The organism is bacterium (genome assembly GCA_024224155.1).
Lineage (GTDB): Bacteria > Acidobacteriota > Thermoanaerobaculia > Multivoradales > JAHEKO01 > CALZIK01.
On the sequence record JAAENP010000427.1, the window covers coordinates 1 to 4,236 of the forward strand.

Below are 4,236 nucleotides of genomic sequence, written 5' to 3' on the forward strand. Positions count from 1 at the left end.
CAGGCTCGACTTGCCCGAGCCCGAGACGCCGGTGACCACGGTCAGGCGGCCGAGGGGGAAGTGGACGTCGCGGCCCTCCCGGTTGTTGTGGCGCGCGCCGCGCCCCGTCAGCACGCGCTCGCTCTCCTCGGGGCGGCGCTCGGGGACCGGGATCCGGAGCGTCCCCGCCAGGTACTGGCAGGTCAGCGAGCCCTCCGGATCCGCCAGATCCTCGGGCGCGCCTTCGGCCACCACCTCGCCGCCGTGCAGGCCGGCCCCGGGGCCGAGGTCGATCACCCAGTCGGCGGCGAGCATGGTCTCCTCGTCGTGCTCGACCACCAGCACCGAGTTGCCCAGGTCGCGCATGCCCTGGAGCGTGCGGATGAGCCGCGCGTTGTCGCGCTGGTGGAGCCCGATCGATGGCTCGTCGAGCACGTAGAGCACGCCCATCAGCTTGGAGCCGATCTGGGTCGCCAGGCGGATGCGCTGGCTCTCGCCGCCCGAGAGCGTCGCCGAGGAGCGGTCGAGCGTCAAGTAGCCGACGCCGACGTCGGCCAGGAAGCGCAGCCGGTCGGCGACCTCCTGCAACACCTTGGAGACGATGGTCTTCTCACGCCGGGTGAGGTCGAGCCGGCGCACCGCCTCGAGCATGCGCGTCACCGGCATGCGCAGCAGCTCGTCGACCGGGTGGCCGCCGACGGTCACCGCCAGGGCCTCGGGCTTCAGCCGCCGGCCAGCTTGAGCCCGGAACTCGTTGCCACGCCGCCAGGGCAAGCCACGAGTCAGGAAACGGACGTCAACCGCAGGATCCTCGGCGACCGCCGTGCGACGGTGCACGGTGACGGCAACGGGCAAGGAGAAGGCCAGATTGTGCTCAGGTTCAACCTTTCGATAGAATCTGGGTCAAAATCTGACAAGGTTCGAACGCAGTAGCTTATATGGGTACTCTTCTGATCATCGTTGTCATCGCGATCTTCGTGATCGCCGTGCACCGAGCCGCCAAGCGGGACAAGCCCGTTGGGCGGCACAATCGAGGCGTCGCCGACGACCCGCACTGGGACCCGGAAATCCAAATCAGCGTTACTATCGGCGGTCGCTCGCCGGTACGTGGAGAGCCCTCCACGAGCCAGGACTGCTGGATACCTCCTGGCCGAGAAGCAAGAGTGGGTGATCGCTCTATCGGTGACGGATTCGTCTACGTCGGCAAGAACCTCCCAAGCGGATCCGAATGGGGTGGGCTCGAGCCGGCGCTCATCGATCCCAGCCTGCCGTGCAACGACGCCAATCCTGATCGTCAGGGACAGGGAATGACCTACTGGCCTTCCTACGATTCGATTCCGCCTAGTTGTCGTTCGGGCTATCTGCGGTGGCTCGCGAACGGCCGGTCTGACCCCGATGCCTATATCGGTTACGTCTTTCTCTACTTCTACGGACTCGAGCGCCGAGCGCTCTTCGACGCTGAGAGGCTGGACGCAGCTCGAGAAGAGCTTCCCATTGTCGTGGGTGAAGTCAGACGGCTGCTGTCGGTCTACGGAGGCAACCCCTCCTTCTCCGGCTACGCCACGCAGTTTCTCGAGTTTCTGCGAATCCAATCAGGCACCTGGCAGCCGGGAGAGGAACTGCCCGACGGGGTGCCACGTGGTGCCGTTCCTCTTTCCCTCCAGGTCGCCGTCGGTCATATGGCCTTGCATGGCTCGCCACTGCCACCAGCCTGGGCGTTGGCATGGGCAAAGCATGATCCGAACATCAGCCTGAGAACGCCTGCACGCCGATGCCCGGAGGAATTCGAGGAGCTGTTTCGCATCCTCTATCGCAAGAAACACGGGACTGGCCTCCGCCTCAAGGCTTGCAAGAGGACGATCTCGCCCCACTATCGCCCGGCCAGCGCATCGTTTGCAGGCCTCCTGTCGATTGATACGTCGTATCCGGATGTCATGAGTCTCGTGGGGCCTCGTCGGAGAATCGATGAGCTGGCTATGGCGTGCTGCGATGCTCTGGACTCGTACAGTCGCTGGCTCGGACGGAACCCCGATGGGCGAGGGACTCTGGTATCGGCCGCAGCGCTACCGCCGGAGCTGCTCCAAACGCGTGCACCAGAGGAGTTTTCTCGCTTCCAGCATACGCTCCAGGCGAAGGTTGGGGAAAGCTCTACCGCTCTTCTACCCGCCGATGAGATCCTTGGCCACTGGTTCAAGAGCAATCGGGACAAGCTCTTGAAGAAGGAGGTCGTAGAGGCCGCGCACCTGCTGGGCCACGCCGGGTTCGGATTCGAGCCAGACGTCCGCTTCTGCGGCCGGAGGGTGGCGCGAGGCGACAAGATCGTCGTCTTCCCGCTGGACGGTATCGATCGCGGCGCCCCATCTCCCGACTACTCAGCGGCTGCGATTCTCCTGCATCTTGCGGCCATGGTCTCAGCGGCGGACGGTGAAGTCGCACGCGAAGAGAGGGAGCACTTGCGAGACCATCTCGCAGCCGGCCTTGATCTCGACGAAGCCGAGACCAGGCGGCTGGGAGCCCATCTTGATTGGCTCCTGGCTCAACCTCCCGAGACCCTCGGAGGCAAGAAACGCTTGGAGAAGCTCGCGCCGGCACAAAGACGCACGGTCGGCGAGTTCCTCATCGGTGTTGCCTGGGCAGACGGCCGCGTTGAACCCGCGGAGGTCAAGATCCTGACCAGAATCTTTCGCCATCTCGGCCTCGATCCCGGGAGCGTGCACCAATGGCTCCACGATCACCAGACGTCAACAGATCTCGGCCCGGTGCCAGTGACTGCGGGGCCGGTAGAACGACCCGGGTACGCTCTGTCACACCCTCCTGAAGCCGAGCTCCAAACTGTGAGCAGCAGGCTCCAACTTGATCCTGCCGCGATCGCCACCAAGTTGAGGGAGTCAGAGCGCGCCGCAGCGACACTTGCAAACATCTTCGCCGATGAGGACCTTGAGCCTACTCCAGAGCTGGGACCGGGCGACGACCCGGAGGCAGACATTATAGAGGGACTTGACATGGCCCACACGAACCTCCTGCGGCGGCTCGCAGAGCGGCAGTCCTGGTCGCGATTCGACTACGAGGAGCTTACCGATTCCCTCGGTCTCCTTCCGAACGGTGCACTCGACCTTCTGAACGACTCCGCCTTCGAGCTCTGTGAGGAGCCTCTAATCGAGGGCGATGAGCCGATGGAAATCAACGCAGGTGTCGCCAAGGAGATGCTGGCATGAGAGCAGCTGAGGCAATACGCCCCAGAGACCGCGACGCGATCATCCAATCTCTTCGAGCGGGCGTCGTGCCGCGCCGTGGCTACCGACATATCCAGGTCGGCAGACACCAGGAGCTGAAAGCACTGGTGCGTGATGTCGACAGAATTGCCGACGCAGGCTCGGCGATTCGGTTCATCATCGGCCCTTTTGGCTCGGGCAAGACGTTCTTTCTCAGCCTTGTCCGTGCCGTCGGCCTTCAGCGGAAGCTAGTGACTGTCCATGCCGACTTGGCGCCCGATCGTCGCCTATTTTCGACGGGTGGCCACGCGCGCTTGCTCTATGCAGAGCTCATGCGCAACATGGCGACTCGCTCGCGGCCAGACGGCAAGGCGCTCCCAGCCGTGGTTGAACGGTTCGCTTCCTCGGCAGTTCGGGAGGCACGAGAGCGAGGCGTCGAGCCGCTTGTCGTGATTCAAGAACGTCTCGAGTCGCTCTCCGAAATGGTGGGCGGCTACGACTTCGCTCACGTCATCGGGGCGTACTGGCAGGGCCACGACATGGGTGACACACAACTCCAAACGCACGCGATTCGTTGGTTGCGCGGTGAGTTCTCGACCCGCACCGATGCCCGTAAGGTTCTCGGCGTCCGCACCATCATCGATGACCGGAACGTCTACGACCACCTGAAGCTCTTGGCTCGCTTTGTCCGCTTGGCGGGCTACAGCGGCCTGCTCGTTTGCCTGGACGAGCTCGTGAACCTGTACAAGCTCGCGAGCGGTCGCGCTCGCAACTCGAACTATGAGCAGATCTTGCGGGTTCTCAATGATTGCCTTCAGGGATCAGCCGAAGGGCTCGGAGTGCTCCTTGGCGGCACGCCGGAGTTTCTCACCGACACACGGCGCGGCCTCTATAGCTATCAGGCCCTTCAGTCACGGCTTGCCGAGAACACATTTGCGAACGGGGAACTAGTGGACTTGAGTGGCCCGGTCGTGCGACTCGCCAACTTGTCGCCGGAGGACATCTTCGTCCTTCTCGGAAAACTCCGACACGTTTACGCCAGCGG

The 4,236-nt window shown here is 63.6% G+C and carries 3 protein-coding genes; 2 read left to right on the top strand and 1 reads right to left on the bottom strand.

The features are described from left to right. Positions 1–834: hypothetical protein (locus GY769_21210; GenBank protein ID MCP4204438.1), on the bottom strand; the 834-nt coding region annotated here is incomplete at its 3' end. Positions 835–917: 83 nt separating this feature from the next. Between GY769_21210 and GY769_21215 the strand changes: the two genes are divergently transcribed. After that, entirely contained in the window at positions 918–3,194 is a 2,277-nt protein-coding gene (locus GY769_21215; GenBank protein ID MCP4204439.1) for a hypothetical protein, read from the top strand. After that, positions 3,191–4,236: ATP-binding protein (locus GY769_21220; protein MCP4204440.1), on the top strand; the 1,046-nt coding region annotated here is incomplete at its 3' end. The genes GY769_21215 and GY769_21220, both read left to right, overlap by 4 nt.